Annotated in this window: 4 protein-coding genes; 1 reads left to right on the top strand and 3 read right to left on the bottom strand. The window is 43.1% G+C overall.

The window, feature by feature from the left end; genetic code table 11:
* The coding region (locus tag NLX67_RS22370) for a hypothetical protein (protein ID WP_254313603.1) at positions 1-184 on the top strand (184 nt) is incomplete at its 5' end.
* Here the strand turns inward: NLX67_RS22370 and NLX67_RS22365 are convergent.
* The 3 genes from NLX67_RS22365 to NLX67_RS22355 all read right to left on the bottom strand — a co-directional run bounded on the left by NLX67_RS22365 (position 181) and on the right by NLX67_RS22355 (position 4,867).
* Positions 181-3,369: a bifunctional cytochrome P450/NADPH--P450 reductase gene (locus NLX67_RS22365; RefSeq protein WP_254313602.1), complete on the bottom strand. Its 3,189-nt coding sequence runs from the start codon at positions 3,367-3,369 to the stop codon at positions 181-183. The genes NLX67_RS22370 and NLX67_RS22365 overlap by 4 nt on opposite strands.
* A 904-nt stretch (positions 3,370-4,273) precedes the next feature.
* Complete coding sequence (locus NLX67_RS22360; protein WP_254313601.1) at positions 4,274-4,624, bottom strand: YhjD family protein; 351 nt, start codon at positions 4,622-4,624, stop codon at positions 4,274-4,276.
* A 21-nt stretch (positions 4,625-4,645) separates the two neighbouring features.
* Positions 4,646-4,867 carry a hypothetical protein gene (locus tag NLX67_RS22355; protein WP_254313600.1) on the bottom strand — a complete coding sequence of 74 codons (222 nt, stop codon included), beginning with the start codon at positions 4,865-4,867 and terminating at the stop codon, positions 4,646-4,648.
* Positions 4,868-5,072 lie beyond the last annotated feature (205 nt).

Below are 5,072 nucleotides of genomic sequence, written 5' to 3'. Positions count from 1 at the left end.
TTGGCAGACTGGCTTCCGTCAAGGTCTGATGAATTATAATCTCATAAAATTTGAAGGCAACCTTCCAATAGGGAAAGCTGCCTTTTATTCTTTAATAAAAGATAAAGGAAAGATCGCCTTTATGCTTATTGTTACCATCATCGGTGTCTTGTACTCGTTAAGTAAGGGAGAAAACGTTCTTTAAATCCCAGCCCAGACATCTTTCGCGTACAGTCCATCTTCCTGAAGCTTATCTAACCACTGTCCTGCTTCCTGCTCTCCGGCTCCAACGACCGACTGGTAGGCATTTTTCAAGGTATTCTCTACATCCGGAGCCATTTCACTTCCATCTCCGCACACATAAAGCCGGCCTCCCTGGTCAAGGATACGAATTAACATTTCTGCGTCCTTAGCCATTACATGCTGCACGTACGTTTTTGGAATTCCTTCCTTGCGAGAAAAAGCAGTATGAAGAGTCATAATACCATTCTTTTCATATTGCTCTAATTCTTCTCGATAAACAAAGTCTGCTTCATTGCGGCATCCAAAATAAAGGTGGGCTTCACCCAGCGATTTTCCTTCCTGCTTCATGGAAGCACGAGCCTGCAGGAACCCGCGGAAAGGTGCTACTCCGGTACCAGGACCTACCATAATAATCGGCATTTCAGGATCTTCGGGCAGCTGGAAGCGGGATTCCGGTGTGCGGATAAACATCATGATATCCTCTCCCGGCTGGCGTTCTGCTAAATAATTAGACGCTACGCCGCGGTATTCACCCAGACCGCTCCATGATGGACCTTGAACTACCCCCACCGTAATGCTCACTCGTTCTGGATTCACCTTAGGAGAGCTGGAGATGGAATAATAGCGCGGTTTCAAGGGACGTAAAAGCTCTAAAAAGCGCTCGAATGGCATTTCGCATGCTTCATATTTTTCCAGAAGATCGAGCATGGAAACACGTTTGCGTAATACCTGTTCCTGATACACTCCTTCTTCGAGTAAAGCTTCCAGTTCTCGTTTATGCGGCGGACAGACCGTAAATGCGGCAAGCTCCCGTATTTGTGCTCTTGTTGCCGCATCCTGTACTTCTACACTATAGGTGAGAAGATCATGCAGACTCACTGGCCGGTCTAAAGGCAGATGGGCTGCACTGCGGCCGCTTGCTGTAAGCATCACTTGGTCGTTTTCATTTAATCCATATCTTTGAAGAATACGTTTGACATTTTCCTGACTGTTTGCAGGAAGTACACCAAGGTGGTCTCCTTCCCGATAGGTCACACCTTCCGGCAGAGTTATTTCAATATGGCGGGTGCTTCGGCCGCTTCCTGCTGACTGTAGTTCCCGGTTTTCCACCACAGAAGCGTAAACCGCTTCGTAGGATTGGGCAAGAGGAGACCCTCCGATTCCTTTCACAAACTGCAGGCTCAATGTGCTCTGTTCCTTCTCTACATTGTTATTCAGTTTTAGATAAAAGGCTTCGATAGCATCTGACAACATTTTTTGTTTCCAATGATCTAGCTGCTCTTCAAAGTCTCCGCTTACATCCCCTTCTCCACGAGTAGAGAACCGAACCGCTCCTTTTTGAGCAAGCTGTTCATCGATAAACCTTGGAACGTTCTGGTACGTGCTGGCCCAGTTGTGGTCTCCACAGCCAAACACCGCATATTGAACACCGGAAAGTTCACCTGGTTTTACTGCTTCCAGCCACTGTACAAACTGTCCGGCATTACTTGGCGGCTTCCCATTATAAGAAGAAGTGACGATTAAGACCGCTCCTTCTTTTGGCAAGGCGCCAATCCGGTCATTAAGAGGCACCACTTCTGTACGAACACCGTGCAGGACCACCGTATCAGCTAGCTCTCGCGCTACTCCCTCGGCTGTTCCGTTGTCCGACCCATACAGAACAAGCAGCGGCCAGTTATTAAAGCCCAGAATGGAAGAGTTTTGAACTCTTCGGTTCTTCTCCATCTTGCTGTCAGATTCCCCTTCTTCTATCACAGAGGTAGACGAATGGAAAGCAGCTTGTTTGCGCGGCTGAACTTGTATTGTAAAATCGCCCGGCTTTAGTGTTAAAGATTGTTTAATGTCCAACTCATAATTTTTATGATCAATAAACTCAAAATGCTGGAGAAGCATGCCTAAAACAAGAGTCGCTTCATGAAGGGCAAACTGCATACCAATACATGCCCGCTGGCCATTTCCAAATGGCTTATACGCATGATGCGGCACTTTTTTTTGGTCTTCAAACCGTTCTGGCCGGAATTCTTCTGCATCATCGCCCCACGCCTCTTTATCACGATGCAGCTGCGGAAGCAGCACCGCTACCGTTTCCCTTTCTTTAATTGGATACTTGCCGCCAATCACTGTATCTTCTTTTGCACGCAAGCTGATCTGGGGTGCTGTTGGCCACAAACGCAGTGCTTCATTTAAAATCATGCGAACGTATTTAAGCTCCAGGACCTGTTTGTACGTTGGTGTGGGCCCTGTGAGTACCCGATCCACCTCTTCGTATGCTTTTTTCAGCTTATCAGGATTTTTCAATAAAAAGTAAAGAGCAAATGAAAGCAAACCGCTTGTTGTTTCATGGCCGGCTATGAGAAATGAAATGATTTGAAAACGAATATTTTCATCATCAAGCTTTTCTCCAGTCTCTGGGTCCTTTAGATTTAACATACGGGAAAGCAGGTCTTTTTCTTCTTGATTTCCACGGGCTTTACGCTCTGCAATCATATTGTCGACTAAGCTGAACATTATTTGAATATCGTGCTGAAATTCGCGTTTTGTCCGGAGCATAAGCTTGTCCTGAACATCCAGGCGCTGTAACTGATGCATTGCCTCATCAAGAGCCCGCACCATGCTTGTAATGAAGGGATGCGGTGTTTCTCTGTAATAGCTGTTAAACCGATAGTTAAATCCGCACAACCCAATTGTGTCCAGCGTCAGGCGGGTCATATCTTCCGGCACATTTATCGTTTCATTCGGATTGAGCCGCGCCCATTTTTGAACAAGCTGGACGGCAATATCAACCATCATGTCATGGTAATCTTTCATGGCCCGCTGGCTGAATGTAGGCATAAGAATGTTATGGGCTTTTCTCCAGTTTGGTTCATCGGTCCGGCTGGTAAACAAGCCGTCTCCCATAAAAGGACGAATCTTTTTCAAAGGCCCACCCACACTTTTATCGAAGCGGGATTCATCACATACCTCTGCGGCCAGTTCATGACCGGAAACCATTACAAGCTTACCTGTCGGAAGTTCTAATTGAAAGATGGGCCCATATTCTTCTGCAAGTTTCATCATCGATAAAGTTGGTTTATCTTTATCGATTAATGGAAGGTTGCCTAATGGGCCATATGTTTTCGGCCGGGGGATAGCAGTAAGCTTTTTCATTAAAAACATCCTTTCTAAAAAGTCATATTATTTTTATTCAGGTTTTCACCTGCTTCCCTTGAAAAAATATCTAGCCCTTAACATGCTATGATTCATAGCTGGAAAGGAGCTTATCCCACCTCCAATGTATGTAAAAGTAAGAATTCTTGCAGCCCAATGAGCCTAGAATAAAGGGGAAATCTCCTCCGCGATTTCAAAAAAAGAAGACTGTTCAGTGAACTGAACAGTCTTCTTTAAATATATGGTTCCGTTTCGAATACAACATAAAGATTATGCTGCATTTTGTTCCTAGCTACTCTTTTTTGCTTGGTACCCATAGGAATATACATATTTGTTCAAGCATAGATTGTTTTGCAAAGGTGTAGTATTACAGCGCACTTTTGATTCAGTTTCCCTCAACACATATATTCAATTTAGCAATTACTTCGTCCGAAGGTAATTGCTTTTTTATTCTGTGATTAGTTCAAAAAATATAAGACATAAAGTTCAGATCTGAACGCAACATAGCAGCAATTATTATCACTCAACATTTTTCATTAGCAGGTGTCAGAGCTGGTGTTAAAAAATTAAAAATCCTACATCAGGTTTTGAAAGAAATCATACGATGAAAGGTGCCAGTTATTTGATTGAAACCTGGCAATTTTAAGAATGAAGTGATATTTCTTTGGGTTACTATGATCATGATGACGATTGAAAGAAAAAGCGCCGCGACGACGATGATGACGACCGGAAGAAAGAACGCCGCGATAACGATAACGACTACTGCCTTTAATTAAGAACTACCGCCACAAGGGACGGTAGTTCTTAATTAAAGGCACCTTGGTCCAGTTCACCATACTGGATCAAAGTGCTTTTATATTCCGAAGGTTTCTTTTTCCTTGTTGAATAATTTTATGCAGGCTGCTCAGCGCAGCCATTCGAATTGCTTTTCTTCGATAAGCTTATGAAGCTCCTTCTTTTCTAAGCATACATGCGATGGAACTCCGCGGCATAAGTAACGGAATTCTAGAATATCTTGATCTGCCACTTGTTCCCAAACGACTCTTATTCCCCGCCGGTTCATCTCTTGTCTCAATTCTCTTAATCGTTTTAGAGCTTGGATCTCCTGATACTGATAAGCTGATAAATAGACTCTTTTCATTTTTACATTCGATTTGTCAGCCTCTTTTCTTTCACTCTGCAGGTCTCGCATGGTTAGATTGTGTATGATATAATCGTGAACGGTTTTTCTGTCTTCATCTGTAATAACTGTCATATTTAGCCCCTTTTAAGAACGTTAATTGGATTTATTCTTCTCCATTCGCTCTCGAAAGCCCCCTTCTTTTTCAATCCCCTCACCTAAATCAGCTGGATTGCACGCAACATATGCGATGCTGTGAATCTTGGTCACTGCGACAGCATCCAATTCCTTAATAAATTCTTGGCAGATCCGACAACGGACATTTGCCGACATTTTATCACTTCTTTTTATGTTTAAAAATTCTTCTTCAAAAGACATTTCCCTTTTAAACAATAAGACTATCTTCAATCTTTTTTTGCATAAGCAGGCGCCTTAGAATTTCTTACAAAAAGCTTAATATGACGCTATTCTAAAGGTGTGTGGCAGGTTTCGATAAGGTTTCCAAATATGTTGTTCACTTATGTTTTAAGTTCGGTGAATAGAAACAAATGTCCTTTGACTAAATTTGTCGTCTATTTATGAG

It is taken from the genome of Domibacillus sp. A3M-37 (assembly GCF_024213455.1).
GTDB classification, from domain to species: Bacteria; Bacillota; Bacilli; order Bacillales; family Domibacillaceae; genus Domibacillus; species Domibacillus tundrae.
The sequence above is the reverse complement of the archived record's forward strand: the minus strand, read 5'-3'. Positions and strand labels throughout refer to the sequence as shown.

What these genes read in the sequence shown, in the direction of transcription:
- NLX67_RS22365 (WP_254313602.1), bottom strand. Translation starts at nt 3,369, where the DNA reads ATGAAAAAGCTTACTGCTATCCCCCGGCCGAAAACATATGGCCCATTA.
- NLX67_RS22360 (WP_254313601.1), bottom strand. Translation starts at nt 4,624, where the DNA reads ATGACAGTTATTACAGATGAAGACAGAAAAACCGTTCACGATTATATC.
- NLX67_RS22355 (WP_254313600.1), bottom strand. Translation starts at nt 4,867, where the DNA reads ATGTCTTTTGAAGAAGAATTTTTAAACATAAAAAGAAGTGATAAAATG.